The sequence below is a fragment of the Pseudomonas sp. HP_01 genome, assembly GCF_055284355.1.
The window spans coordinates 144,701-168,843 of the sequence record NZ_JBTOPV010000012.1; the positions used below are offsets into that span (position 1 = coordinate 144,701).

At 60.7% G+C, this 24,143-nt stretch carries 26 protein-coding genes; 9 read left to right on the forward strand and 17 right to left on the reverse strand.

Annotated features, from left to right (window positions below; all coding sequences use genetic code 11):
• Positions 1-105 precede the first annotated feature (105 nt).
• Entirely contained in the window at positions 106-1,179 is a 1,074-nt protein-coding gene (locus tag ACYAR8_RS09295; RefSeq protein ID WP_463579710.1) for an AsmA family protein, read from the forward strand.
• Between the two features lie 103 nt (positions 1,180-1,282).
• On the opposite strand, the gene ACYAR8_RS09300 is transcribed toward ACYAR8_RS09295, so the two are convergent.
• Together ACYAR8_RS09300 and ACYAR8_RS09305 are read right to left on the reverse strand one after the other, a co-directional pair.
• A complete protein-coding gene (locus tag ACYAR8_RS09300) occupies positions 1,283-1,831 on the reverse strand; it encodes a DUF2442 domain-containing protein (RefSeq protein WP_463579711.1) in 549 nt (182 codons plus the stop codon).
• Positions 1,828-2,058: a DUF4160 domain-containing protein gene (locus tag ACYAR8_RS09305; RefSeq protein ID WP_172611112.1), complete on the reverse strand. Its 231-nt coding sequence runs from the start codon at positions 2,056-2,058 to the stop codon at positions 1,828-1,830. The genes ACYAR8_RS09300 and ACYAR8_RS09305 overlap by 4 nt, the downstream gene beginning before the upstream one ends.
• Before the next feature lie 207 nt (positions 2,059-2,265).
• Here ACYAR8_RS09305 and ACYAR8_RS09310 point away from each other — a divergent pair, with 207 nt between their 5' ends.
• Both ACYAR8_RS09310 and ACYAR8_RS09315 read left to right on the forward strand, forming a co-directional pair.
• Complete coding sequence (locus ACYAR8_RS09310; protein WP_074890636.1) at positions 2,266-3,111, forward strand: AAA family ATPase; 846 nt, start codon at positions 2,266-2,268, stop codon at positions 3,109-3,111.
• Positions 3,112-3,157: 46 nt separating this feature from the next.
• Entirely contained in the window at positions 3,158-4,336 is a 1,179-nt protein-coding gene (locus ACYAR8_RS09315; RefSeq protein ID WP_108122074.1) for a vWA domain-containing protein, read from the forward strand.
• A 137-nt stretch (positions 4,337-4,473) separates the two neighbouring features.
• Here ACYAR8_RS09315 and ACYAR8_RS09320 read toward each other — a convergent pair whose 3' ends face one another.
• From ACYAR8_RS09320 to ACYAR8_RS09345, 6 genes are all read right to left on the reverse strand, one after another.
• Positions 4,474-5,400 carry a 5-oxoprolinase subunit C family protein gene (locus ACYAR8_RS09320; RefSeq protein ID WP_463579712.1) on the reverse strand — a complete coding sequence of 309 codons (927 nt, stop codon included), beginning with the start codon at positions 5,398-5,400 and terminating at the stop codon, positions 4,474-4,476.
• On the reverse strand, positions 5,397-6,101 hold the full coding sequence (locus ACYAR8_RS09325; RefSeq protein ID WP_463579713.1) for a 5-oxoprolinase subunit B family protein: 705 nt from the start codon (positions 6,099-6,101) through the stop codon (positions 5,397-5,399). The genes ACYAR8_RS09320 and ACYAR8_RS09325 overlap by 4 nt, the downstream gene beginning before the upstream one ends.
• Complete coding sequence (locus ACYAR8_RS09330; RefSeq protein ID WP_463579714.1) at positions 6,098-6,862, reverse strand: 5-oxoprolinase subunit PxpA; 765 nt, start codon at positions 6,860-6,862, stop codon at positions 6,098-6,100. The genes ACYAR8_RS09325 and ACYAR8_RS09330 overlap by 4 nt, the downstream gene beginning before the upstream one ends.
• Before the next feature lie 363 nt (positions 6,863-7,225).
• A complete protein-coding gene (locus ACYAR8_RS09335) occupies positions 7,226-7,750 on the reverse strand; it encodes a DUF2937 family protein (protein WP_463579715.1) in 525 nt (174 codons plus the stop codon).
• 13 nt (positions 7,751-7,763) lie between these two features.
• Positions 7,764-8,537: a class II glutamine amidotransferase gene (locus ACYAR8_RS09340; RefSeq protein ID WP_108122082.1), complete on the reverse strand. Its 774-nt coding sequence runs from the start codon at positions 8,535-8,537 to the stop codon at positions 7,764-7,766.
• Positions 8,538-8,588: 51 nt separating this feature from the next.
• The gene (locus tag ACYAR8_RS09345; RefSeq protein WP_463579716.1) at positions 8,589-9,104 is read right to left on the reverse strand and encodes an MFS transporter; all 516 of its coding nucleotides are present in this window, start codon (positions 9,102-9,104) and stop codon (positions 8,589-8,591) included.
• A 151-nt stretch (positions 9,105-9,255) separates the two neighbouring features.
• Here ACYAR8_RS09345 and ACYAR8_RS09350 point away from each other — a divergent pair, with 151 nt between their 5' ends.
• Positions 9,256-11,313 (forward strand): S9 family peptidase, encoded by a 2,058-nt coding sequence (locus tag ACYAR8_RS09350; protein ID WP_463579717.1) that lies wholly within the window; start codon positions 9,256-9,258, stop codon positions 11,311-11,313.
• A 119-nt stretch (positions 11,314-11,432) separates the two neighbouring features.
• Entirely contained in the window at positions 11,433-11,915 is a 483-nt protein-coding gene (locus ACYAR8_RS09355) for a Crp/Fnr family transcriptional regulator (protein WP_074890651.1), read from the forward strand.
• Positions 11,916-11,931: 16 nt separating this feature from the next.
• Here the strand turns inward: ACYAR8_RS09355 and ACYAR8_RS09360 are convergent, their stop codons facing one another.
• Complete coding sequence (locus tag ACYAR8_RS09360; RefSeq protein ID WP_074890653.1) at positions 11,932-12,219, reverse strand: hypothetical protein; 288 nt, start codon at positions 12,217-12,219, stop codon at positions 11,932-11,934.
• A 111-nt stretch (positions 12,220-12,330) separates the two neighbouring features.
• Between ACYAR8_RS09360 and ACYAR8_RS09365 the strand changes: the two genes are divergently transcribed.
• The 4 genes from ACYAR8_RS09365 to ACYAR8_RS09380 all read left to right on the forward strand — a co-directional run bounded on the left by ACYAR8_RS09365 (position 12,331) and on the right by ACYAR8_RS09380 (position 14,573).
• On the forward strand, positions 12,331-13,017 hold the full coding sequence (locus ACYAR8_RS09365) for a spermidine synthase (protein ID WP_463579718.1): 687 nt from the start codon (positions 12,331-12,333) through the stop codon (positions 13,015-13,017).
• A 70-nt stretch (positions 13,018-13,087) separates the two neighbouring features.
• Positions 13,088-13,459, forward strand: a complete 372-nt coding sequence (locus ACYAR8_RS09370; protein WP_074890657.1) for a YajD family HNH nuclease — start codon at positions 13,088-13,090, stop codon at positions 13,457-13,459.
• 168 nt (positions 13,460-13,627) lie between these two features.
• On the forward strand, positions 13,628-14,116 hold the full coding sequence (locus ACYAR8_RS09375) for an RNA methyltransferase (RefSeq protein ID WP_065986778.1): 489 nt from the start codon (positions 13,628-13,630) through the stop codon (positions 14,114-14,116).
• Between the two features lie 85 nt (positions 14,117-14,201).
• Complete coding sequence (locus tag ACYAR8_RS09380) at positions 14,202-14,573, forward strand: YgaP family membrane protein (protein ID WP_108122086.1); 372 nt, start codon at positions 14,202-14,204, stop codon at positions 14,571-14,573.
• A gap of 62 nt (positions 14,574-14,635) precedes the next feature.
• Here ACYAR8_RS09380 and ACYAR8_RS09385 read toward each other — a convergent pair whose 3' ends face one another.
• From ACYAR8_RS09385 to ACYAR8_RS09420, 8 genes are all read right to left on the reverse strand, one after another.
• Positions 14,636-15,085, reverse strand: a complete 450-nt coding sequence (locus ACYAR8_RS09385; protein WP_074890660.1) for a YcgN family cysteine cluster protein — start codon at positions 15,083-15,085, stop codon at positions 14,636-14,638.
• Between the two features lie 323 nt (positions 15,086-15,408).
• Positions 15,409-16,341 (reverse strand): D-2-hydroxyacid dehydrogenase, encoded by a 933-nt coding sequence (locus ACYAR8_RS09390; protein ID WP_074890662.1) that lies wholly within the window; start codon positions 16,339-16,341, stop codon positions 15,409-15,411.
• A 131-nt stretch (positions 16,342-16,472) separates the two neighbouring features.
• Positions 16,473-16,766 (reverse strand): YcgL domain-containing protein, encoded by a 294-nt coding sequence (locus ACYAR8_RS09395; protein ID WP_074890664.1) that lies wholly within the window; start codon positions 16,764-16,766, stop codon positions 16,473-16,475.
• The gene (gene rnd, locus ACYAR8_RS09400; protein ID WP_463579719.1) at positions 16,763-17,896 is read right to left on the reverse strand and encodes a ribonuclease D; all 1,134 of its coding nucleotides are present in this window, start codon (positions 17,894-17,896) and stop codon (positions 16,763-16,765) included. The genes ACYAR8_RS09395 and rnd overlap by 4 nt, the downstream gene beginning before the upstream one ends.
• Before the next feature lie 133 nt (positions 17,897-18,029).
• Positions 18,030-18,689, reverse strand: a complete 660-nt coding sequence (locus tag ACYAR8_RS09405) for a class I SAM-dependent methyltransferase (protein ID WP_463579720.1) — start codon at positions 18,687-18,689, stop codon at positions 18,030-18,032.
• Complete coding sequence (locus tag ACYAR8_RS09410) at positions 18,682-20,331, reverse strand: phosphoethanolamine transferase (RefSeq protein ID WP_463579721.1); 1,650 nt, start codon at positions 20,329-20,331, stop codon at positions 18,682-18,684. Before ACYAR8_RS09410 ends, ACYAR8_RS09405 begins: the two co-directional genes overlap by 8 nt.
• A gap of 196 nt (positions 20,332-20,527) precedes the next feature.
• Positions 20,528-22,153 carry a GMC family oxidoreductase gene (locus ACYAR8_RS09415; RefSeq protein WP_463579722.1) on the reverse strand — a complete coding sequence of 542 codons (1,626 nt, stop codon included), beginning with the start codon at positions 22,151-22,153 and terminating at the stop codon, positions 20,528-20,530.
• Between the two features lie 131 nt (positions 22,154-22,284).
• A complete protein-coding gene (locus ACYAR8_RS09420) occupies positions 22,285-23,973 on the reverse strand; it encodes an NAD-dependent malic enzyme (RefSeq protein WP_074890671.1) in 1,689 nt (562 codons plus the stop codon).
• Positions 23,974-24,143: the final 170 nt, after the last annotated feature.

Sequence of the window (24,143 nt, forward strand, 5' to 3'; positions counted from 1 at the left end):
TGGAAAAGCTCAAAGCCTATGCCTTGAGCCGGTGCAACGTCCAGTCGAAGCGAACCGATCACCTCGCTAGCAGTCAACAAAACTACGTTACTAGAGGGTGGAGACATGAAACGTCGTTACAGCTGGCCGTTATGGACAATTGTTGGCTTGGGGGTGTTGCTGATCGCCGTCCATATCGCGCTGCCCTATGTAGTGCGCAATTATCTCAATGAAAAACTCGCTGACATGGGCGACTACCGCGGTCAGGTCACCGATGTGGACCTCGCCCTGTGGCGCGGGGCCTACCGCATCAACGGCCTGAAAATCGTCAAGGTCGACGGCAAGGTGCCGGTGCCGCTGCTGAACGCGCCTGTCATCGACATTGCTGTCAGTTGGCATTCGCTCTGGTACGACCATGCCGTGGTCGCCGAGGTCGCGTTCGCCAGCCCCGAACTCAACTTCGTCGACGGTGGCCCGGACAAGCGCCAGTCCCAGACCGGTGCGGGCACTGACTGGCGAGCTCAGCTGAACAAGCTGCTGCCGATCACCCTCAACGAGATGCGCATTCAGGACGGCAAGATCACTTTTAACAACTTCAACTCGACGCCGAAAGTGAAAATCGATGCCGACAATATCAACGCCAGCATCTATAACCTGACCAACGTCGAAGACAAAGCCGGCAAGCGCGATGCCCGCTTCGAGGGCAAGGCCATGCTGCTGGGCCATGCGCCACTGGAAAGCACCGCGACCTTCGATCCGTTCAGCCTGGAGGATTTCGACTTCAAGCTACGCGCGACCGGTATCCAGCTCAAGCGCCTGAACGACTTCGCGTCGGCGTACGGCAAATTCGATTTCAACGCGGGCGATGGCGACGTGGTCATCGAAGCCCAGGCCACCAATGGCCAGCTCAGTGGCTACATCAAGCCCCTGCTGCGTAACGTCGATGTATTTGACTGGCAGCAGGACGTCGAGAACCAGAACAAAGGCTTCTTCCGCTCAATCTGGGAAGCCGTGGTCGGCGGCAGCGAAACAGTGCTCAAGAACCAGGGGAAGAATCAATTTGCCACCCGCGTGGAACTCAGCGGCAGTGTCCACAAACAGGACATCAACGCCTTCGAAGCGTTTTTGCAGATCCTGCGCAATGCCTTCGTGAAGGCGTTCAACACGCGGTATGACAGTGGCAAGAGCGAGGCGAAGTAAACACAACGTTTTGACTGGCGCATGCCTGTGGGAGTGAGCTTGCTCGCGAAGCGTTTAGTCAGCGATGACCTTGATCGCTGACACGCCTGTATCGTGAGTCTGCTCACTCGCCATCTTCGCCTGCCTCCATGTCGACTCCGGCTGCCTTGTCGACACCGCCCCCTTTGTCAACGCCATAGGCCGCACGCTTCTCGGCCAGCAACACGCCATTGCCTGACTGATTCTGCAACGCATCCCATCCCAGACACGCAAGCGCCAAGGTGCGCGGTGCCGCCTCGCTGCCGTTGGTGTAGCGAGTGATGCTGCGCGTGCTGACGCCCAGCGCTTCGGCCGCCAGGGCCAGCGGCAGCCCGGTGCGCGCGCGCCAGCCGATGAATATCCGCGTGTTCTCGTCAGTGGCGGCCTGGGCCTTGGCATCCAGATAAAGGGTGTCGGCGCCAATCTGGATGTCGGCCTCGTCCCACTCGACGGTCCAGCCGTCGTCGCCAATCTGTGCCTGCTTGAAAATGTCCGGATCCTTGAGCGGTTGCAGCCCCGGAAATGCAGCAATGTCGCTGCTCAGGTCGAGGACGTACTTCATGTCGTTGATGAATGTCAGCGCCAATTGTTGATGAGCCAGCGCCTCTATGGTCTTGAGGCGTGGACGTTTCATGGATGCCATCGTTTCCATTCCTCCAGCAATTCTGTTTGGTGGGCCCTTACCCATTCGAGCGCCTCCCGGAGTACGGCGGCCGGGGCGTGGCCGAGCATGGGTTCAACCAACTGCAGACAGATCAACACATCCAGCCCGCCACCGGTGAGGTGCACGTGAGGCGGCAGGTGATCCTTTTCCCGCAGTTGAATCCTGTATTTGTCCCTGAATCTGTATTTAGTCGACATGCGCAGGAAGGTATCGCTATTTTGGCGATACCTCAATGGTGGTTACAATTTTCTTCCCGGTCAGACCGTGACGCTCCATTCAGATACTGAATAAAGCGTCTGCGTTCACAGTCGCGCGGGGTGCGCGGTATAGTCGCTGCATTCTTTGCGCCCTATCTTTCGCGGTTCAGGCCACTGGTCCGTTCGCGCTGTTCGAGGATTTTCCCGATGAAATTCGAAGGCACCCATGCCTACGTCGCCACCGACGATCTGAAGCTTGCGGTCAATGCCGCCATCACCCTGGAGCGCCCGCTGCTGGTCAAGGGCGAGCCCGGCACCGGCAAGACCATGCTCGCCGAGCAACTGGCCGAGTCCTTCGGCGCGCGGCTGATCACCTGGCACATCAAGTCCACCACCAAGGCGCACCAGGGCCTCTATGAGTACGACGCCGTCAGCCGCCTGCGCGACTCGCAGCTGGGCGTCGACAAAGTCCACGACGTGCGCAATTACCTGAAGAAAGGCAAGCTCTGGGAAGCCTTTGAATCCGAAGAGCGGGTCATTCTGCTGATCGACGAGATCGACAAGGCGGACATCGAGTTCCCCAACGACCTTCTGCAAGAACTCGACAAAATGGAGTTCTACGTTTACGAGATCGACGAGACGATCAAGGCCAAAAAGCGCCCGATCATCATCATTACGTCCAACAACGAAAAAGAGCTGCCTGACGCCTTCCTGCGCCGCTGTTTCTTTCATTACATCGCGTTCCCCGACCGCAGCACCCTGCAGAAGATCGTCGACGTGCATTACCCGAACATCAAGAAGGACTTGGTCAGCGAGGCGCTGGACGTGTTCTTCGACGTGCGCAAAGTCCCGGGCCTGAAGAAAAAGCCCTCGACCTCCGAGCTGGTGGACTGGCTCAAACTGCTGATGGCCGACAACATCGGCGAAGCGGTACTGCGCGAGCGCGACCCCACCAAAGCCATCCCGCCGCTGGCCGGTGCGCTGGTCAAGAACGAGCAGGACGTGCATCTGCTCGAACGCCTCGCGTTCATGAGTCGTCGCGGCAATCGCTGAGCCTTTTCTGGTCAAGCTTATTTAGATCAAGGGCGGGACGCCGATTATGTTGCTCAACCTGTTCAACGAAATGCGCGCGGCCAAAGTGCCGGTATCGTTGCGTGAACTGCTCGACCTCATCAATGCGCTGAAGCAGCGCGTGACGTTCGCTGACATGGACGAGTTCTATTACTTGTCGCGCACGATTCTGGTGAAGGACGAGCGCCATTTCGACAAGTTCGACCGGGCGTTCGGCGCTTACTTCAATGGCCTGGAAAAGCTCGACGATCACTTGCAGGCGCTGATCCCCGAGGACTGGCTGCGCAAGGAATTCGAGCGCTCGCTGACCGCTGAAGAGCGCGCGCAGATCCAGTCGCTGGGTGGCCTGGACAAACTGATCGAAGAATTCAAGAAGCGTCTGGAAGAGCAAAAGGAGCGCCACGCCGGCGGCAACAAATGGATCGGCACCGGCGGCACCAGCCCGTTCGGCTCAGGCGGTTACAACCCCGAGGGGATTCGGGTGGGCGACGCCGGCCAGCGTCAGGGCAAGGCTGCAAAGGTTTGGGATCAGCGCGAGTACAAGAACCTCGATGATGGGGTTGAGTTGGGCACGCGCAACATCAAAGTGGCGCTGCGGCGCCTGCGCAAGTTCGCGCGCCAGGGTGCGGCGGACGAACTGGACATCGACGGAACCATCGACCATACCGCCCGCGACGCCGGGCTGCTGAACATCCAGATGCGTCCCGAACGCCGCAACACCATCAAGCTGTTGCTGCTGTTCGACATCGGCGGTTCGATGGACGCCCACGTGAAGATCTGCGAAGAACTGTTCTCGGCCTGCAAGACCGAGTTCAAGCACATGGAGTACTTCTACTTCCATAACTTCGTTTACGAATCGGTGTGGAAGAACAACCAGCGCCGCACCTCCGAGCGCACCCCTACCCAGGACCTGCTGCATAAATACGGCGCCGACTACAAAGTGATCTTTATCGGCGACGCTTCCATGGCGCCCTACGAAATCACCCAACCGGGCGGCAGCGTCGAACACTGGAACGAAGAAGCGGGTTACGTCTGGATGCAGCGGTTCATGGCCAAGTTCAAGAAGATCATCTGGATCAATCCGTACCCCAAAGACGCCTGGGCCTACACCACCTCCACCAACATCGTGCGGGACTTGATCGAAGATCAGATGTACCCGCTGACACTGCGCGGGCTGGAGGAAGGGATGCGGTATCTGGCGAAGTAATGCTGAGACCGTAGGAGCGTGGCTTGTCCCGCGATCGGCGACGCAGTCGTCGTAAAACCGGATTGTGGCGTCCATCACGCGGAACGCATTTCCGAATTGCTGCCGGTTCCCGGCAGATCGCGGGACAAGCCACGCTCCTACAGCGGACGGCGGACGAGATCCTGGAACCCCACCTGCTCCCGATGCGCCACATCCTGCACCACCGCTTTCATCCGCACCACACTCCCCGGAAGTTTCTGCGCCAGCCGCGCCAGTGACAGCGGCGTCAGCGCGCCGAGCCTTGGATAGCCGCCGATGGTCTGACGGTCGTTGAGCAGGATGATCGGCTGGCCGTCCGGCGGGACCTGTATAGCACCGAGCGGGATGCCTTCGGAGATCATCGGTTTGCCTTGGTAAACCAGCTCCGGCCCCAGCAGGCGCATGCCCATGCGGTCGGCGCGGCTGTCGAGGGTCCAGTCGCTATTGAACGCATCGAACAGGCTCAAGCCGCTGAACTGGCCGATCTGTGCACCGAGAACGACATCCAGCGGACGCTGTTCGGAAAAGTCAGGGATGAGGTGACCGGGCAGCGCGTGAAGCTCAAATGACGCCCCTGAATAACTGAGTTGATCGCCTTCAGACAGCGCTCTGCCGGAACCGTCCAGCCCGCCCAGCCCTTCACGTGTAACCGTGGCGCAGCTACCGAGCACATCGACCGCCGCAAATCCGCCGGGCGCCGCGAGGTAGGCGCGAGCACCGGTGATGGGCCGGCTAAAACCTAGCTGCTGGCCTTTCCGCACGAAGAAGCTGCGCCACGGCGCAATCGGGCGATCGTCAAGCATGGCGCCCAGATCCGCACCGGCAAGCGCCAGGCAGCAGTCTGATTCGGCCAGCAGCGTCAGACCGCCCAAGGTCACTTCGATAACGGCAGCGTCCAGCGCGTTGTTCAGCAGTTTGTTGGCCCACGACATCGACACCCAGTCCAGTGCCCCGCCCTGCGCGACGCCAAGGTGCCGCACGCCAAACCGTCCCGCGTCCTGCAACAGGCACAGCGGCGTGCTGCCTTTAACCGTCAACATGCTCATGCCAAGCCCTCCAGCGGCGTGTCGTCGCCGCCCAGGCGAATAAACTCGGCGTGATCAATGGCGGCAAACCGCACCGTATCGCCGGGCTGCATCAGGCTGTAGCCGTCGATTTCGCGATCAAAGAGTTTGGCCGGGGTGCGCCCGAGGATGTTCCAGCCGCCGGGTGACTCCAGCGGGTAGGCCGCAGTTTGCCGCTCTGCGATGCCGACGCTCCCGGCAGCAACGCGCTTGCGGGGTGTCTTGATGCGCGGCGCGGCAAGGACCTCTTCCACCAGCCCCATGAACGCGAACCCCGGCGCGAACCCGAGCGCGAAGACTTGATACTCGCGCTGGCTGTGGCGGCCAATCACCTCCTCAACCGATAACCCGCTGCGCGTCGATAACAGGCTTAACTCGGGCCCGACGCTGAGGTCGTACCAGACCGGCAACACATGCTGCCGGCCGCTTTGGGCGGCATCGGGTGCAAGGTCGGTCAGCGCCTCGGTAATGAGTGCCCGAGCCTGTGTCGGACTCAGCGCCAACAGATCGTAATGCACCATCAGCGTGGTGTAGGACGGCACCAGATCAATCAAATGTGCAGCGAAACCCTCCCGCAGACGCAACGTCGCGGCGAGCATCCACGGCATGTTGGTCTGGTCGATGGCGTCGAACAGGCGGACCATCAGGCAATCGATCGCGACGACTTCGATGCGCAGGTTCACAGGGCAGACGGTCCGGCGTCAGCGCTGTTCAAGGCCTGACGAATACGCTGAACTGCACCAATGGAGCTGGCGTTGTCGCCGTGCACGCACAAGGTGTGGGCCTGGAGTCGCAGCTCGCTGCCATCGCTGGCGATCAAGGCTTCGCCTCGGGACAACGTCATGGCCTGGGCGATGATGACGTCTGCATCGTGGTGCACAGCCCCGGGAAGGTTGCGCGAGACCAGACGCCCCACATTGTCGTAGGCCCTGTCAGCAAAGGCTTCGAACCACAGCGTGACGCCGAATTCATCGGCAATTGCTTGCGCTGCCGCGTTGTCGCGCATGGCCAGCAGCATCAGCGGCAGTTCCGGGTTGTAACGGGCGATGGCTTCGATGACGGCGCGCAGTTGCGTCGGGTTGGCCATCATGTCGTTGTACATCGCGCCGTGGGGTTTGACGTAGCTGACGCGGCTACCTTGAGCCCGGCAAACACCGTCGAGCGCGCCGATCTGGTAATGCAGCAGGTCTTGAATTTCCTGCGGTGAACAGGCCATCGAGCGACGACCGAAACCCACCAGATCCTGATAAGCCGGGTGCGCGCCGATGGTGACGTTGTTGGCCAGCGCCAGCGCGACGGTCTTGCGCATGACACTCGGGTCGCCGGCGTGGAAGCCGCAGGCAATGTTGGCGCAATCGATGTAGGGCATGACCTCTGCGTCCAGACCCATGGTCCAGGCGCCGTAGCTTTCGCCGATATCACAATTCAATAACAGGCGGCTCAAAGGCGTGACTCCTGTGCGAACGAAACGGGGAGAAGCTCGAGTGTACGCGCGGGATAATCAGGTTGGCAGCGCGGGACACGGGGCTGTGCGGATGGGAGCATTCTTCGGCGCGGATTGCCGAAGCGTCCAACTAATTAAAGCGCGGGGGGAGGATAAGAAAAAGTGAACAGTGCGAGGGATCTTTACTGACTGGGATGGCCCCTTCCCGGCTGAAGCCGGTCCTACGGGTGCGCGGGGTGTTCTGCTAAATCGCCTTCCCGGCTAAAGCCGGTCCTACGAAGTACGCATCATTGTAGGACCGGCTTTAGCCGGGAAGGCGTCGGCAGCATCACCGTCAACGCAAGCCAAGCCGGGCAATCCGCCTCAGCGCCAGTCGCGCCCCACCGGCCGCACGTGGTGGCGGCCGACAAACAACCAGTCGATGAACACCACAATACTTTCGATAACCAGCGAGAACAGTAGCGCGCACAGCAGGCCCCAGCCGATGACTTCCGGCGACAACAGCACCTGCCAGGTGTAGCCATTCCAGGTTTCGTTGCGGATGTCGGTGTCAGCGGCGGTCAGCACATGCCAGGCGCGGGTGTACCACGGGCCTTGAAGCGCCAGCCATTCCCGGTCAAGGGTCTGATTGCGGCTAAGCAGGTTGCTGATGTTGTCGGCATCGGTGCGGAACACCGGGTCATCGCTGCTGCGGTAATGCTGGATCAGCGCCTGCACGTCGCCATTGAAGAACCGCTGGGCGGTCTCGTTATAGCCGCGCAGGCTTTGCTGGGCTTCCAGCATGTGCGCTTCGACGCGCTTGCTGTAATCGCTGATGAAGCCCGGAATCTGCACGCCTATCAACAGGCCCGCCGTGAACAACACCAGTCGCAGGTAGCTTCGCAGCATAGATCCCTCTCTTTCAGGCCGAGCCTTCGGCAACGCATTCGCCGCGGCGCCAAAGACTCCAGTGACCTGGCTCATAGCGATTCCAGGTCTCGTTTTCGGTCAGCGGCTCGGTGGCAATCACCGTCACCACATCATTGGGCGTGGTTTCCGCCTGGAAATCGACGATGACGTCGACGTCTTTCAGGCGTGCCGGCCCAAACGGGGCGCGGCGGGTGATGTGCACCAGCTTGGTCGAACAGTAGCAAAACAGCCAGTCGCCATCACTGAGCAGCGCATTGAACACGCCTTTGCTGCGGTATTCGTCGCAGGCTTGCACCAGGGTCGGCAGCAGCTGCTCGATCTCGACCGGCTCAGGGAACCCTTCACGGACGCGGTTGAGCAGATCGCAGAAGGCCGCTTCACTGTCCGTGTCGCCCACCGGCCGATAGAAGGTCGCGCCGGGATGAAAATCCGCGAGCTGACCATTGTGGGCGAAACACCAGTTGCGCCCCCACAGTTCGCGCACGAAAGGATGGGTGTTGGACAGACAGACCTTGCCGACGTTGGCCTGACGAATGTGGCCGATGACCACTTCGCTCTTGATCGGGTAACGCTGAACCAGTTGCGCGACCTCCGACTCGCTGCTTGCGGCGGGGTCCTGAAACAGGCGCAGGCCACGGCCTTCATAGAAACCGATGCCCCAACCGTCGCGGTGCGGACCGGTACGACCACCCCGCTGCATCAGCCCGGTAAAGCTGAACACGATGTCCGTCGGTACGTTGGCACTCATGCCCAGAAGTTCACACATGCTCAGGTCTCGGTGCGTTCAAGCACGCGTCTGGGAAGATGCCGGTCACGATCACAGTTTGGGTTCGACGCGATGGCGGCCGCTCGGCGCCGGCGTTGAAGCAGCCACTGGCGTTGTCGCGGGCGACTGGCTGGCGAAGCGCCCTGCGGCCTGGTCTGCGTAAGGCTCGTCGTGTTCCTTCTGCTCGGCGGCGGCCTGTGCAGCGGCAGCTTCGGCGTGGGCCAGACGGGCTTTCTTCTTGCGCAGGAACGGCAAGCGGATCAAGGCGTAAATGAGGTAAAGGCCCAGGGCGATGGCGCCGTAGGTGGCGAGGTCGAGCACGGCGCGCCAGACGTTGTTGCCGACTTTCAGCGCCAGATCCAGCACGCTGATCGCCAGCGCCGGGGCATATTGATCCTTGGCCGGATCGACGATGGTCGGGCAAAACAACAGCACGGCGCCGACCACCCGCAAGGGTTCGCGCAGGTAGCGCCACATCCAGCCGGTCAGCTTGAACCACACCAACAGACAGCCCAACGCGGCGAACGCGTAGAGGCCCCAGGCAATCAGATAGTCGTTGTCGGTCATGACGTCCGTGGTAAGGCAGGTAAAGAGGCGCTTATGATAACGACTTTTCACCAGCCCGGCTTCCCCGGCTTCAGTTATCGGTTTGCCGTATGTCCAGCACCCGGCAGCGCGACCGATCCCTTTCAGATGAGCCCACGTGAGAGAGCCCAGCATGCCTTCCGCACCACATATTTCCAACGCCCCCGTCGCCCGCCAGGCTGACGGCGCCGACCCGTACGCCTGGCTGCAAAACCGCGACACCGATGAAGTGCTCGATTACCTCAAGGCCGAAAACGCCTGGCAGGAACAGCAGCTCGCCGGCCAGCAGCCGTTGCGCGAAACCCTGTTTCAGGAGATCAAGGGTCGTATTCTCGAAACCGACCTGTCACTGCCCTCCCCCTGGGGCCCTTATCTTTATTACACCCGCACCACCGAGGGTGACGAATACGCCCGTCACTACCGATGCCCGCGTCCGGCCGATGACTCCCAGACCCTCGACGAAAGCGCTGAAGAGTTGCTGCTCGACCCGAACGAGCTGGCCGGCGGTGGCTTCTTCTCCCTCGGTACCTTCAGCATCAGCCCCGACCATCAGCGCCTGGCCTACAGCCTCGACACCAGCGGCGAGGAGGTTTATCAGCTGTACGTCAAGGAACTGAGCAGCGGCGCGGTCAGCAGCCTGCCGTTCGAAGACTGCGACGGCAGCATGACCTGGGCCAACGACAGCCAGACGCTGTTCTTCGGCGAACTGGACGACACCCATCGTCCGCACAAGCTGTACCGCCACAAGCTGGGCGAAGTATCCGCCGAGCTGGTGTTCAGCGAGCCGGACGGGCGCTTCTTCCTGCATTGCTACCGCAGCAGCTCGGAGCGGCAGTTGATCGTGGGGCTGGACAGCAAGACCACCAGCGAGGCCTGGGTGCTTGATGCTGGCACGCCCGAGCAGGCGTTCGTGTGCATGGCACCGCGCAGCGAAGGCCACGAGTATTCGGTGGACCATGGGCTGATCGAGGGCGAATGGAGCTGGGTGATCCGCAGCAATCAGGACGGCATTAACTTTGCGCTGTACCACGCTCCGGAAAAAAGCGATGGCATCCCGGAGCGGAGCGACTGGCAGAACCTGATTGCCCACAGCGAGACGGTGATGCTCGACGGCTTCAGCCTCAACGCCAAAGGCCTGACCTTGAGCCTGCGCGAAGGCGGTTTGCCGATCGTCGAAGTGCATCCCCAGGGCCTGCCGGCGTACCGCGTGCAACTGCCGGATGCGGCGTACAACCTGTATGTGCAGGACACCCTTGAGTTTGAGAGCGACAAAATTCGTCTGCGCTATCAATCGCTGAATCGTCCGCCGCAGGTGTGGCAATTGTCGCTGGCCACCGGGGAAAAAATCGTACTCAAAGAAACGCCGGTGCTAGGTTTATTCGACGCCGATGCCTACGTCAGCCAGCGATTGTGGGCGACCGCCGCCGACGGTACGCAAGTGCCGATCAGCCTGGTGGTCAAGCGCGAGTTGGCCGGTCAGACCGTTCCGCTGTATCTGTATGGCTATGGCGCGTACGGCGAAAGCCTGGACCCGTGGTTTTCCCACGCGCGGCTGAGCCTGCTTGATCGAGGCATTGGTTTCGCCATCGCCCATGTGCGCGGCGGCGGTGAGCTGGGCGAGGCCTGGTACCGCAACGGCAAGCAGGAGCACAAGCAGAACACCTTCAGCGACTTCATTGCCTGTGCCGAACACTTGATCGCGGAGACACTGACCACTGCCGAACAGCTGGTCATCAGCGGTGGCAGTGCCGGCGGCCTGTTGATCGGCGCGGTAGTGAACCAGCGTCCGGAGCTGTTCAAGGCGGCCATCGCTGAAGTGCCGTTCGTCGATGTCCTGAACACCATGCTCGACCCCGATCTGCCCCTGACCGTCACCGAGTACGACGAGTGGGGGAACCCGCAGGAGCCGGATGTTCACGCGCGGATCAAGGCCTACGCGCCTTATGAAAACGTCACGGCGCAGGATTATCCGGCGATGCTGGTGATCGCGGGCTATAACGACAGTCGCGTGCAGTATTGGGAAGCGGCCAAGTGGGTGGCAAAACTGCGTGATCAAAAAACCGACGACAACCTGCTGTTGCTCAAGACCGAACTGGGTGCAGGCCACGGCGGCATGAGCGGTCGTTATCAGGGATTACGTGACGTAGCACTCGAATACGGATTTATTCTGAACGTGCTGAAAATGGCCTGACGAAAACTGCGCGGGCGGTGTGTCACGTAGCAAGCCCCTGGACGCTGTAAAGTCCGGGGCTGCTCTCACGCCAGCCAGTGCTTTACGCAATCTCCCAGAACACTCAACAAGAACTCGCCATGTCTACATTGCTCAACTCTTCGTCACTGAATAAAGAAATCCGCGACATGCTGATGGACTGCGGTCTGTTCATCGCCCTGACGCCGGCGGAATTTGCCGCCGCTGCGGGGTACTTCAGCATCAGCAGCATTGAAAAGGGCGACGCGATCTTCAACGAAGGCGACGCCGGCACGTTCATGTGCATCATTCATTCGGGCACGGTGTCGGTGCAGAAGCTCAACAGCGACGGCCAGCCGGTGGAGACCGCCATTCTGCGCAGCGGCAGAGCGTTTGGCGAAATGGCGGTGCTGGACGGCGAACGCCGCTCGGCGACGTGCATCGCCGCTTCGTCGTGCTATCTGCTGAACCTGGGCAAGGATTCGCTGGACAAGATGCTCAACGAGGCGCCGAAAGTGGCGGCGAAGATCATCCGCGCGGTTGCGGTGGCCATGTCAAAGCGGCTGCGCATGATGGACGGTCAGGTGGTGACGCAGCAGGATTGAGAGCGCCGAGGGTGATTCAGGGATTTGACTTGGCCGACGGCTGCAGTCCCGGCAAGGGGTCATCGTCCTTTGGCGGACCTGGCTGAGGAATCTTCGGCAGTAGCGGCGGGTTGCCCTGCCCGCCTGCATGGGGAACGCCCGGCGGGGCCACTTGCGGGTAAGGCGTCGGTGTTGCAGTGCCCGGCGAACCCTCGGAAGCCGCGATAGGCTCGGGCGTATTCAGAACCGGCTGCAGGCTCTCGGCAGACGCTTGCGACACGCCGAGCACAGTGATGACAATCGTCAGTAGAATGGAGCACTTCATCGTTGGCCTCCCCTGCCAATCTTTCGCTTACCGCTCAGGCTACTCCTGCGCAACGCATCGCGCTCTGACAAATTGCGCTGCATGCGGCCCTACCCTTTTGACGAGTTATCCATGAAACGTTTTGTTCTGCTCGACACCACTCCGATCCCCGATAACGGCGGCGCCTTGTGCCTGTTCGAGTACGGCGAAGATTTTGTCATCAAGATTCAGGGCGGCGACGGCGGCCAGTTGATGAACACGCGCATGCACGGCTCCGAAGACGCCCTGGCCGAAATCCCCTGCAAGAAGGTCGCCTCACGTATCAGCCCGCGGGTATTGATCGGCGGACTCGGCATGGGCTTTACCCTGGCGTCGGCACTTAAGCACCTGGGCAAGAACGGCGAAGTAGTAGTCGCCGAGCTGGTGCCCGGCGTGGTCGAGTGGAATCGCGGCGCGCTGGGCGAGAAATCGGGCAATCCGTTGCAGGACCCGCGCGCAAAGGTGGTGATACAGGACGTCGCTCAGGTACTCAAGGCCGAACCCCAGGGCTTTGACGCGATCATGCTGGACGTCGACAACGGCCCTGAGGGCCTGACGCAAAAGTCCAACAGCTGGCTGTACTCGGCCGGCGGTCTCGCCGCCTGTGCCAGCGCGCTACGCCCAAAAGGCGTGCTGGCCGTGTGGTCCGCCAGCGCTGACGCGGCCTTCAGCGACAAACTGCGCAACGCCGGTTTCAAAGCCGAAGAGGTCAAGGTCTACGCCCATGGCAACAAGGGCACACGGCATACCATCTGGATAGCTGAAAAACTCAAGGGCTGATCGACGGGCAAAGCGCTAGACTTGCCTGCATTGCTCTCCATCGCCAACAGAACATGAAACAGGTGACGCCATGAGTTCGGCCAACACGCCAACCAACACTTCAAAACTGGACCGCATCCTCGCCGACAACCAGCGTGACCGCGAAATGGGTTATCGCGACAAAGCCCTGCGCATGTACCCGCACGTCTGCGGCCGCTGCGCCCGGGAGTTTGCCGGCAAACGCCTCAGCGAGTTGACCGTTCACCACCGCGACCACAACCACGACAACAACCCCCAGGACGGCTCCAACTGGGAACTGCTGTGCCTTTACTGCCACGACAACGAACACTCGCGTTACACCGATCAGCAATACTTCTCGGAAAGCTCCACCAGCAGTCCAAAAACCGCCAAGGCCACTCACAACCCGTTCGCCGCGCTGGCGGGGTTGATGAAGAAGGACTAGTAGACGAGCTGCAAGTTTTAAGCGGCAAGCTGCAAGCAAGGGCACGGCGGCGCTTATGCGATCATCGCTTGCCAGGCTTGTGGCTTGTGGCTTGTGGCTTGCCGCTTAAAGCTTAAAGCTGCCTCTTCCCCTATACTCCCGCGCTTTCTCTGATGAGCACCCTCCCCCGTGGCCAACAAACGCTATGCCTGCATCGGCTTGTTCAATCCCAAATCCCCGGAAAACGTCGGTTCGGTGATGCGCGCAGCGGGCTGCTATGGCGTGGCGTCGGTGTTCTACACCGGCAAGCGCTACGAACGTGCGCGTGATTTCGTCACCGACACCAAGAAGATCCACCAGGACATTCCGCTGATCGGCATCGATGACCTGAGAAAGATCATCCCGCTGGGCTGTGTGCCTGTAGCCGTGGAGCTGGTGGAAGGCGCAAGAGCGCTGCCGGAGTACACCCACCCTGACCGGGCGATCTATATCTTCGGGCCCGAAGACGGTTCGCTGGATAAAGAGATCCGCGATTGGTGCGAAGACGTGGTGTACATCCCCACGACGGGCTGCATGAACCTCGCGGCGACGGTCAACGTCGTGCTTTACGACCGCATGGCCAAAGGCATCAACACCCGCTCTGGCCCGCAGTTCGGACGGGAAACCGACCGCACCTGACGTCCGCGCGCTGACAAAACGCATTGAACAGTTTGCGCGTGAGGCAGTCAGCTTTAAGGACCCTACCCTTCATGGAGAACGCATCATGAGCGACACCCCGATCATTGAACGCATCGAACGACCTTTGCACGACTACCCGGAGCAGAACGTACAGGGCTGGGAGCGCATTGGCTCGCTGGCAGGTGGTGTACTGATGATGGGCAAGGGTCTGCGCCGCGGCGGGATCTTTGGTCTGGTGCAACTGGCAATCGGCGGTGCCGTTCTGGCCCGTGGCATTACCGGCCACTGCTCGGCCAAGGCGCTCATCGACAAAAGCCGCAGTGAGATGGACGTGGCCCGCTCGCGCATCGAAGAAGCCGGCGCTGAACTGAGCAAGCTGAAAACCAAGGCTGAAGTCGCTGTAGAGGACGCTGTCGACACCGGCGTCGACGCATTGAAAGGTCCGAAAGGCGTCTGATCCACGCTGCATCGCACGCAAGCTCGTGACGGCTGAACCGACAGCCTCACGAGCTTTTTGCTTTAGCCCGCACGAAAAATCAGGTAATCCTCCCAGTCGTCCTCGGGCACGCTGCCTTCGCTGAGCATGCGGCCGGACTGAGAAATACGCTGCTTGTGCACCTGCTCCCGATCCCCACACACCAGATGGTGCCAGAGCGGCAAGTCCTTGCCCTCGCTGACCAGCCGATAGCCGCAGGTGGGCGGCAGCCACTTGAATTCGTCGGCTTTTCCAGGCGTCAGCTGAATGCAGTCCGGGACCTGGGCGCGGCGATTCGGGTAGTCAGTGCAGGCACAGGTGTTCAGGTCCAGCAGCTTGCAGGCGATGCGCGTGTAGTAAACGCTGCCGTCGTCCTCGTCCTCCAACTTTTGCAGGCAGCACAAACCGCAGCCGTCACACAACGACTCCCACTCGACTGCATCGAGTTGCTCGAGGGTTTTGCGTATCCAGAAGGGTTCTACGATGGCGGCCATGGTTCTCGCGCAAACAACTGTCGGGCAATGAAAGGCCGCCAGTCTAGAGGCACAAGGCAATTGGGCCAAGCATTGGCGACTGTCGGTACAACGCGTTCCTCCGGCTGGACCTGGTTCGGCGGGTAATGCGGTCCGCGAAACGCCGAGCCCGCGTCGGCCGCTGTCTGATCGGGCGGCTGAAGGGGATTTCAGTTTGTAAGGGCTGGACGCTGGGTTTTAGTGGGACCGGCTTTAGCCGGGAAGGCGTCGGGGGACACTCCACAAAATGGATGGCGTACACACTGACCTCTTCCCGGCCGAAGCCGGTCCCACAAGGGAAGTGCTCAATACCCCTTCGCGAAATCCACTTCTCCGCGCAACGCCTCGCCAGCGGCATAGGCCTTGAGGTTGTCCACGAACAGCTGCGTCATCGCCGGCGGCGAGGTCGGGGCCGAGCTGTGGCCGGTGAGCAACAGCCCCCACGCCGTCCAGAACGGATGACGTTGAGGCAGCGGCTCTTGGCGGCAGACGTCAATGACCGCCCCTGCCAGATGCCCTTCCTTCAGCGCTTCGACCAGATCCGCATCGACCACCGCCGTGCCCCGGCCGACGTTGATGAACAACGCCGAAGGCTTGAAGCAGGCAAACAGTTTGGCGTTGTAGAGGTCGTGGGTCTGCGGCGTGTTGGGCAGCAGGTTGATGACGAAATCGACCTCGGCCACGAGACGCGGCAGGTCCTCCAGTGCAGCCACTTCAACGAAGGGCGCTTCGGCCCGCGCGCTCGACGCTATGCCGTAGACCTCGACCCCAAACGGCACGAGGAACTGCGCCACGTGCCGGCCGATGTCGCCGGTACCGACAATCAGCGCTTTGCGCCCGGACAGGCTACGGCCCATGCGATTGTCCCACTTGCGCTCGACCTGACTGACCAGCCGCGCCAACACTTCACGCTCGTGTACCAGCATGTAGGTCAGCACGAACTCGGCCATCACCTGACCGAATATGCCGACGGCGCGGGTCAGTTGATAGTCGCGGTACAGCCCGTCAGCCAGCAGCGGGGTGATGCCGGCCCAGGTCGATTGCAGCCATTTCGGTTTGTGACCCTGGCGGAGCAAATTCGCCAGCAGGTCGGGTTGACCGAGCCAGACCGGCGCCTCGGCGGCCATTTTCGACAGCTCGGCGGAGTTGCCGCTGCTCAACACTTCGATCTCGGGGGCAGTCTGGCGGAGCAGTTCGGTGTAAACGGGGTAATCGTGTTCGGCGATCAGAACGCGCATGGATTCAAAACTCGAATAAACGGGACATGCGACCGCGCAGCGTTCCGGACCGTGCTCGGCTGAGTCGGTCAGGTCTGACGCATGCAACGGTCCGGTATACCCCTGCGGTGGATTGCAGGGTCAGAAATCGATCACATCGGATCGTTGCGGCGCAGCAGCTCTTCGGGCAAGTGCTCGATGTAATCGTCTTCAGCCGGAGGCATCTGCAGGTGGTAACCCTGCTTTTCCAGATTGGCGAGCACCGCGTGAATGTCTTCACGGGCCAGGGCGCGTTCCGGCGACAGCACCAGATTGAAGGCGTGCTGAGGCTTGCCGAACGCGGTCAGCAATTCCTCGGGCACACGCTCCAGTGCGTCGCTCTTGAGGACATACAGGTACATTTCGTTCCTGCGCGGGCTGCGGTAGATGGAGCATATACGTTTCAAGGCTGTTCTCCGGCGTTGGCCAGGCTGTCGAGCAGCATCTGGCCCATCAATTCGCGGCGCCAGCCACGCAGCGAATCGGGCAGTTTATAGGGACCGTCTGGGTAACCGGTCTTGAGCAGGGCTTCGAGGGTCTTTTTGCGCAGCATCAGTTCCGGCGCCATGTCGAGGCGTTCGGCTTGCTGCTGACCAATGACGCGCAGGCTCTTGAGCACGTTAGAGGCCTCGATCGGCAGCGGCTCCGGCAGCGCGGGCGGCCACAGATCCGGCGACACGCTGCCGGCTTTCTTGATCAGGTCGAGCAGAAACTCGCCGTCCTGACGCACGGTCTTGGGGTGCATATCATCGATTTTCGCCAGCGCGGCGAGGTTGTCCGGCTGGGACTTTGCCAGCGGCCACAGCGAATGTTCGCGTAGAACGCGGTTGCGCGGCTGATTGCGCAGGCGCGCCTGTTGCTCGCGCCAGGCGCAGAGTTCACGCAGCACGGCGAGCTGCGCGCGGGACAGCTTCCACGCCAGCTTGGCGTCGCGGTAAGCGTCATAGGGATCGGTTTCGCGGCGCAGGTTGGCGACCAGTTCGGCACCGTCTTCCAGCACCCACGCATACTTTTCATCGGACAAACGCGGACGCAGCAGGTTGTACACCTCGGCCAGGTGCACGGCGTCTTCGGCGGCGTAGCTGATCTGGGTTTCCGAAAGCGGACGCTGCAGCCAGTCGGAACGCGTCTCGCCTTTCGGCAGATCGATGTTCAGCACTTCCTGGACCAGACGCGAATAACCCATCGAGAACCCGAGGTTCAGATAGGCGGCAGCCAGTTGCGTGTCGAACAGCGGCGCCGGCAGGCTGCCGGTCAGGCGCAGCAGCACCTCAAGGTCCTCGCTGCAGGCGTGAACGACTTTGATGACGTCAGGGTTTTCCAGCAGCGCGGCCAGAGGTTTCCAGTCGCTTATCAGCAACGGGTCGATCAGGTAAGCGCGTGAACCATCGCCGATCTGCAACAGAGCGGCGATGGGATAGAAGGTGTCGACCCGCATGAATTCGGTGTCGAGCGCGACGTAGGGCAGTGTCTGCCACTGTGCGCAATGTTCGGCGAGGCTATGGTCGTCGCGAATCCAGTGAATATCGATGGCCACACGGCTCTCCCTCGAAGAATGGCGCGCAGTATATATCGCTACAAGCGGTTACCGGGCATCCGTCCTGCAAGTCTCGAACAACTTCATCTTTGAAGCGCGCAAATAGCCGCCGCGGCGACGACCGTCCATCCGATCACTGGTCGGCCTTGCGCAGCACGTACACACGCCACATGGCGTAGCCGGGAAGAAAATCATGGTGATCGACGATCCTGAAACCCGCCCGCGCGAACTCGGATTCAATGTCGCTGCGGCACACCACAAATCGATTGCGGGGCGCGGACACTTCAACGTCCAGTCGACCCTGCTGACGTTTGCGACGCCACGATTTCACGTTGCCGTCCACCCACAGCCCGACAATGGCCGTGTCCCGGGTCACCCGGTGAAACTCCTCGAGAATCGCGCCGCGTTTTTCGCTGTCGGCCAGGTGATGGAACAACCGCATGCAGAAGATGCAGTCCACCGCATTGGCGGACAGGCCGATGGAAAACGCCGAACTCTGGAACGTGCGGATGCGCTTGCGCACCTCGCTTGACGACTGCGCCTCGGCAAACGCGAGCATATCGGTGGAAGGATCGGCCGCGAGGATTACCCGATTGGCGTGTTCGGCCAACACCGGCCAGAAGCGCCCGGCGCCCGACGGCAAGTCCAGCACCAGCCCTGGCTCGCCCGCATCCCGCAACGCCATCCGTGCCAACTGCGCATCGCGCCAGAGACTCAGACGTCGGCTGAGGGTGTGTTCATGCCGTCTCACGTACTCGTCGACGTGCACTTTCTTGCCGAGGGGCTCACTCATTGGCCAGTACCCCGTCCGTATAAATCCCCCGACAGCCCGCGAACATGTCCAGTGCCGGGTTATAGACACTGGTCCGCACTTGCAGCAGGCCCAGCATCGAATGGAAAAGATTGTCCTGACTGAGAGGGGCGTTCCGCTCTTTTTGCAAACAATGGGTATCCACTGCGAATGACTGCTGATAGTTCTCGGAGAACCAGGCAATCATCGGAACATGTTTCTGTTGGTCGGGCGCCAGCATATAAGGCGTGCCATGCAGGAACAGGTTGTATTCACCCAGCGACTCGCCGTGATCGGAGAGATAAACCATCGCCGTGTCCACTTTGCCCTGATTGTTGCGCAGGATATCGATCAGCGACGCCAGTACATGGTCGGTGTACAGCAACGTGTTGTCGTAACCGTTGACGATACTTTCCCGGGAGCAATTATTCAGTGCATTGCTTTCGCACACCGGGGTGAACTTCTCGAATTCTTTTGGATAACGCTTGAAGTACTCGGGACCATGACTGCCCATCTGGTGAAGTACCAGCACGGTGTCTTTGTCCAGTGTGTCGATGAAGTGCTGCAGCCCCTGCAACAGGATTTCATCGCGGCACTCGTTGTTGGCACACAGCCCCGGATCCTTGAGATTGCTGACATCCTGCAACGTCACCCGGTCGCAGGTGCCCTTGCAGCCCGACTGGTTGTCGCGCCAGATCACATCGAGCCCTGCGCGTTTGAGTACATCGAGCATGCCTTCTTCATTGCGTGCAGTCGTTGCGTTGTAATCCTTGCGGCCCATGTTGGAAAACATGCACGGCACCGACACCGCCGTCTCTGTGCCGCAGGAATGCACATCCGTAAAGGTGAGCAGGCCGCGCTCCTTGCTCAGCTGGGGCGTGGTATCGCGGTTGTAACCCAGAATGCCGAAGTTCTCGGCTCGCGCACTTTCACCCACGACCAGCACGGTCAGTGACTTGCGCTTGTGCTGCTGCCAGTCGCTGGCAAGTTTGGCGTCTTGACCGATACTCACGAACGGCCGCTGCGCGGACTTGACCTGCTCGCTCAAGTAACCCACGGACGCCGCAAGGTAGTTGCTCGGCACCACCATGAGGCGCAACTCGTGATGATTGCGAAACAGTGACGACAGCCCTTGGTAATTCGACAACGCCACGCCGCCAATGGCGACCGCGCACACAACCGACACCAGCGCCTTGCTGAGCAACTCACGGGGCCAGCGACGATAGGCAATCGGTGTTTTGAAAAGAATGAATGACGGTACAACACCCAGAAAGAACAAATAACCGAGCAACTTCAATGAAAGAAGATCGCGCACTTCGGTGACATTGGTTTCAGCAAAGTTCCTGAACATCCCCGCGTCAATCATCACGCCGTATTGGCTCATGAAATAAGCCACACCAGCGCTGATAAAAAAGAGGCAGACGAGCACCGGTTTCAATACGCGCTTGAACGCTAAAAGTGTGAAGAAGATATTAAACACACAGAACACCATCAGCGCAAAAGCACCGCGCAACAACAGGCCCTTACCGTCTGAGTCGGTAATGGCGAATAGATGCTGCCAGAGGGTCAGGTTAAACCCGATCAATAAAAAGGCACTGGCAAGCAATGTCACAAGCTCGGGACGAACTGCTTTGACGTTCAGCATAAAAGTCTGCTTGGCTGGAAATGAGAAATTAAACGCGGAAGGAACCCCGCCGATGCCGCGAACTTTAGGCATCTGGCCATCAATTTTTTGTGAAAAGGATGAGAACGATTGGTGGGGTGGGTTTGCTGCTTGTTGAATAGGCTCCTGCGGGGCAAGCCGCAGGAAATCAGTCAGGTCTTGAGTAGTCGATCAAGCTTTATGCCGGGCAGCTCTGCGCCACTGCATCCTCAATAATCATCTGCGCCGCCTTCTCGGCGATCATCACGGTCGGCGAGCAGGTGTTGCCGGAGGTGATGTTCGGCATGATCGACGCGTCCACTACGCGCAGGCCGGTGATGCCGTGCACGCGCAGGCGTTCGTCGACCACGGCGTCGCGGCCCTGCCCCATCTTGCAGGTGCCGACCGGGTGAAAGATCGTCGTGCCGACGACGCTGGCCGCCTCGCGCAGCTCTTCCTCGGTTTGCAGGCTTGCGCCAGGCAGGTACTCAACCGGTTCGAAGGGAGCGAGGGCGGGCGCGGCGGCGATGCGACGGGTCAGGCGAATCGCATCCGCCGCCACCTTGAGGTCGGTCTCGTGACTCAAATAATTCGGTTTGATGATCGGCGCAGCATCGGCCAGCGCCGAACGAATCTCCACCGTGCCGCGGCTCTGCGGGCGCAAATCGCACACGGACGCAGTGAAGGCGGGAAACCCGTGAAGCGGCTCGCCAAAGCGCTCAAGGGACAAGGGCTGCACGTGGTACTCAAGATTGGCGCTTGCCTGCTCCGGCCCCGAGCGCGCAAACGCACCCAGCTGACTCGGCGCCATCGCCAAGGGCCCGCTGCGATTGAAGGCGTAGCGCAGGCCCATGTTCATCTTGCCCCACAGGCTGCCGGCCATCTGATTCAGCGTCTGGCCATTAGTGACCTTGTAGATCAGACGGAGCTGCAGGTGATCCTGCAAATTCGCGCCAACGCCGGGTAGCTCATGCAGAACGGCCATGCCGAGCTTTTCCAGCAGAGGCCGTGGCCCGATGCCTGAGCGTTGCAGGACCATGGGCGACCCGATGGCGCCGCAGCAGAGAATCACTTCCCGCCTGGCGCGAAGCGTCTGTTCCTGCCCGTTGACGCGCGCAAGCACTCCACTGGCTCGACTGTTTTCGAACACCACGCGCGACACTTCCGCGCCTGTGATCACCGTCAGGTTCGTCCGCTTCAACGCCGGCCGGAGAAATGCCTTGGACGCGTTCCAGCGCACACCGCGACGCTGATTCACCTGAAAATAGCTGCACCCTTCGTTGTCGCCGCCATTAAAGTCGGGGATCGACGGGATGCCGGTTTCCGCCGCTGCCTCACGGAACGCATCCAGCAAGGTCCATGAGAGACGCTGCTGCTCGACCCGCCATTCGCCTCTCCCGCTGTGAAGTTCTGAGTCGCCGGCGTAGTGGTTTTCCGAGCGTTTGAAGATCGGCAGGACGTCCTTCCAGCCCCAGCCCATGTTGCCCTGCTCCGCCCACCCGTCGTAGTCCCGGGCCTGGCCGCGCATGTAGATCATGCCGTTGATGGACGAGCATCCGCCCAGTACTTTGCCGCGAGGGTAGTTGAGCGCGCGTCCGCCGAGGCCGGGCTCCGCTTCGGTTTTGAAGCACCAGTCGGTGCGCGGATTGCCGATGCAGTAGAGGTAGCCCACCGGCACATGAATCCAGGCGTAATTGTCCTGGCCGCCGGCTTCGAGCAACAGGACCCGGTGAGCAGGATTCTCTGACAGCCGATTGGCCAGCAGGCAGCCCGCCGGGCCTGCGCCGACGATGATGTAGTCATAAAGACTGACGTCCGTTTGCATGCGTCCCTCGCTGATGTTTTTTGTTTTTATGCAGGCCCCATCCTGAAGTTTTTCGCCACAAAACAAAAGACCGCCGCATGTTTCCATGGGGCGGTCCGGGTTGACGCGTTTGCCGTCAGTGACGGAGGTGTTTACACCGCACTGCGACGGTAGCTGCGGTAGTTCGGCATCCAGAAGTTACGCTCGATGGCTTCGACGAGCATTTCTTCGGTGGTCTCCAGCGCCACGTCTTCAGCCTGAGCCTGCTTGGCCACGGCCAGGGCAATCTTCTTGCTCACCTGTTGAATCTCCTTCAGCGGCGGCAGGACTGCGTCACCCTTGCCCGTCACCATCGGCGAGCATTCCGCCAGCGCATTGGAAGCCGCCATCAGCATTTTGTCGGTGATGCGCGTGGCTTTCGACGCCACAACACCCAGGCCGATGCCCGGGAAGATGTAGGAGTTGTTGCACTGGGCGATGTGGAACGTGCGATCGCCCACAGTGACCGGGGCAAACGGACTGCCAGTGGCTACCAGCGCATCGCCGTTGGTCCAGGTCAGCACTTCCTGCGGCGTGACTTCGACCTTCGAGGTCGGGTTGGACAACGGCATGACCAAAGGCTTGGCGCAGTGCTTGTGCATCTCGCGGATGACCTGCTCGGTGAACAGGCCGCGCTGGCCAGAGACACCGATCAGCACGGTCGGCTTGCCATTGGCAACCACGTCCAGCAACTCGGGCGAACCCTCACCGCTCGACCAGCCCGCCACGTCCGCAGTCTTCTGCGCGAGGTTCTTCTGGAAGTCCAGCAGGTTGTCCATGCTGTCAGTCAGCAGCCCGAAGCGGTCGACCATCATCACGCGTTTGCGTGCGTCAGCTTCGCTCAGGCCTTCGATAACCATGGCCGCAATGATGTGCTCGGCGATCCCGCAACCCGCCGAACCCGCGCCGAGGAACACCACGCGCTGCTGGCCAAGGGTTTCGTGCTTGGCCTTGCAAGCCGCCAGCAAGGTGCCCACGGCAACCGACGCGGTGCCCTGAATGTCATCGTTGAAGCAGCACAACTCATCGCGGTACTTCTCCAGCAACGGCATGGCGTTGGTCTGGGCGAAGTCTTCGAACTGCAGCAACACGTCCGGCCAGCGGCGCTGAACGGCCTCGATGAACAGCGCGATGAAGTCCTCGTATTCCTTGCCGGTGACGCGCTCGTGGCGCCAGCCCATGTACATCGGGTCGTCCAGCAGCTCTTTGTTGTTGGTGCCCACATCGAGCACGATCGGCAAGGTATACGCCGGGCTGATGCCGCCGCATGCGGTGTACAGCGACAGCTTGCCGATCGGAATGCCCATGCCGCCGATGCCCTGATCGCCCAGACCGAGGATGCGCTCGCTGTCCGTCACCACGATGATTTTGATGCGATCTTTCGTTGCGCTGCGCAGGATATCGTCGATGCGATCGCGCTCGGGGTAGGAAATGAACAGCCCGCGGTGGGTGCGGTAGATCTTCGAGAATTCCTGACACGCCTGACCCACGGTCGGGGTGTAGATGATCGGCAGCATCTCGTCGAGGTGGGAATCCAGCAGGCGGAAGAACAGGGTTTCGTTGTTGTCCTGGATCGAACGCAGATAAATGTGTTTATCCAGATCGCTCGCGCATTGCTGGTACTGGTTGTAAACGCGAGTGACCTGCTCTTCGATGGTTTCGACATTCTGTGGCAGCAGGCCGACCAGGTTGAAATCAATACGTTCTTGCGGTGTAAACGCGCTGCCTTTGTTGAGCAGCGGCATCTCCAGCAAAGAAGGGCCGGCATAGGAAATATATAAAGGTCGCGAGGTCTTGGTCATTTGCAGTGATCGCCTTTTCTCTGTTTGCTCTATCAATACGTCGTCGAAACGAAGCCCCGGAGGTCGGTGTACACGACGCTCAACGCAGGATCCGTCGGAAGAAATAGGGGGTAAAAACAGGGTGCCTATCTTACTCGCCTGAAAACGATTGCGACATTTTGTCGCCCTCC

Bases quoted from the DNA above. Each gene is read 5' to 3' on its own strand.
- ACYAR8_RS09335 (WP_463579715.1), bottom strand. From the start codon at position 7,750: ATGCTGCGAAGCTACCTGCGACTGGTGTTGTTCACGGCGGGCCTGTTG.
- ACYAR8_RS09315 (WP_108122074.1), top strand. From the start codon at position 3,158: ATGTTGCTCAACCTGTTCAACGAAATGCGCGCGGCCAAAGTGCCGGTA.
- ACYAR8_RS09320 (WP_463579712.1), bottom strand. From the start codon at position 5,400: ATGAGCATGTTGACGGTTAAAGGCAGCACGCCGCTGTGCCTGTTGCAG.
- ACYAR8_RS09310 (WP_074890636.1), top strand. From the start codon at position 2,266: ATGAAATTCGAAGGCACCCATGCCTACGTCGCCACCGACGATCTGAAG.
- ACYAR8_RS09365 (WP_463579718.1), top strand. From the start codon at position 12,331: ATGAAACGTTTTGTTCTGCTCGACACCACTCCGATCCCCGATAACGGC.
- ACYAR8_RS09385 (WP_074890660.1), bottom strand. From the start codon at position 15,085: ATGGCCGCCATCGTAGAACCCTTCTGGATACGCAAAACCCTCGAGCAA.
- ACYAR8_RS09370 (WP_074890657.1), top strand. From the start codon at position 13,088: ATGAGTTCGGCCAACACGCCAACCAACACTTCAAAACTGGACCGCATC.
- ACYAR8_RS09420 (WP_074890671.1), bottom strand. From the start codon at position 23,973: ATGACCAAGACCTCGCGACCTTTATATATTTCCTATGCCGGCCCTTCT.
- ACYAR8_RS09295 (WP_463579710.1), top strand. From the start codon at position 106: ATGAAACGTCGTTACAGCTGGCCGTTATGGACAATTGTTGGCTTGGGG.
- ACYAR8_RS09405 (WP_463579720.1), bottom strand. From the start codon at position 18,689: ATGAGTGAGCCCCTCGGCAAGAAAGTGCACGTCGACGAGTACGTGAGA.
- ACYAR8_RS09345 (WP_463579716.1), bottom strand. From the start codon at position 9,104: ATGACCGACAACGACTATCTGATTGCCTGGGGCCTCTACGCGTTCGCC.
- ACYAR8_RS09300 (WP_463579711.1), bottom strand. From the start codon at position 1,831: ATGAAACGTCCACGCCTCAAGACCATAGAGGCGCTGGCTCATCAACAA.
- ACYAR8_RS09305 (WP_172611112.1), bottom strand. From the start codon at position 2,058: ATGTCGACTAAATACAGATTCAGGGACAAATACAGGATTCAACTGCGG.
- ACYAR8_RS09380 (WP_108122086.1), top strand. From the start codon at position 14,202: ATGAGCGACACCCCGATCATTGAACGCATCGAACGACCTTTGCACGAC.
- ACYAR8_RS09340 (WP_108122082.1), bottom strand. From the start codon at position 8,537: ATGTGTGAACTTCTGGGCATGAGTGCCAACGTACCGACGGACATCGTG.
- ACYAR8_RS09355 (WP_074890651.1), top strand. From the start codon at position 11,433: ATGTCTACATTGCTCAACTCTTCGTCACTGAATAAAGAAATCCGCGAC.
- ACYAR8_RS09390 (WP_074890662.1), bottom strand. From the start codon at position 16,341: ATGCGCGTTCTGATCGCCGAACACGATTACCCCGTTTACACCGAACTG.
- ACYAR8_RS09415 (WP_463579722.1), bottom strand. From the start codon at position 22,153: ATGCAAACGGACGTCAGTCTTTATGACTACATCATCGTCGGCGCAGGC.
- ACYAR8_RS09350 (WP_463579717.1), top strand. From the start codon at position 9,256: ATGCCTTCCGCACCACATATTTCCAACGCCCCCGTCGCCCGCCAGGCT.
- ACYAR8_RS09360 (WP_074890653.1), bottom strand. From the start codon at position 12,219: ATGAAGTGCTCCATTCTACTGACGATTGTCATCACTGTGCTCGGCGTG.
- ACYAR8_RS09410 (WP_463579721.1), bottom strand. From the start codon at position 20,331: ATGCTGAACGTCAAAGCAGTTCGTCCCGAGCTTGTGACATTGCTTGCC.